This window comes from Thermosulfurimonas dismutans, assembly GCF_001652585.1.
GTDB classification, from domain to species: Bacteria; Desulfobacterota; Thermodesulfobacteria; order Thermodesulfobacteriales; family Thermodesulfobacteriaceae; genus Thermosulfurimonas; species Thermosulfurimonas dismutans.
Genome location: NZ_LWLG01000054.1, coordinates 1 through 720, shown reverse-complemented (window position 1 = coordinate 720; position 720 = coordinate 1). Strand labels below are relative to the sequence as shown.

The 720-nt window shown below is 38.2% G+C and carries 1 pseudogene; it reads left to right on the top strand.

Annotation, left to right across the window (positions count from 1 at the left end):
- Nucleotides 1-423 (top strand): annotated as a pseudogene (locus TDIS_RS11235) (type I restriction endonuclease subunit R); the annotation flags it as partial.
- Nucleotides 424-720 lie beyond the last annotated feature (297 nt).

Genomic DNA, 720 nt, shown 5'->3' with positions numbered 1-720 from the left:
CTAAAAGCTTCGGGTTGGACGGATCAAATTGTTACACGGGAATTCTATTATTCACGTGACCATCAATATACCCCTGGCAAAATCATTTTGGTAGGAGACCAGGTACGTCGCGGAAAGGGAAAACGGGTGGATTATCTCCTCCGTTACACTGACAGTTTCCCTATTGCGGTAGTGGAAGCCGAACCCGAGAATGAACCGCCGGAAAAGGGTCTCGAACAAGCAAAGGGATACGCGAAAGATCTGGGTTTAGCCTTTGCATACGGCACAAACGGCCATCGCATTCTCGAGTACGACTTTTTCACTCATTCCACTCGCGAAATAGATCGTTTCCCTACTCCTCAAGAATTATGGGAAAGGTGGAAACAAAATACTGGCCTTGAAGTTCCTCAACCTGGGCGCGTTGCTGAGGCTCCGGCGGTTTATCTTCTTGTAATATTTCTAGATATTGTTAAATTTTTAGCAACTTTTAAAGAATATTCATCTTCATACAATCCACCAGTAAATATATTTTTAAGCTCCTTTTTTGCAAGATCTAATTATTAAAATTCTGGTTTCATTTAATTTTTCTACTTCTTCTCTATAACATAAAGGGAACTTCATAGGATCAAATAATCGAGTTATAAATAACACTTTATTTTGATGTACTAATAGGTGGAAACTCAAAATTTTCTAATAGCAATTTTTCAGAAATATAACCTAATTTAGGAAATTTGTTCTTAA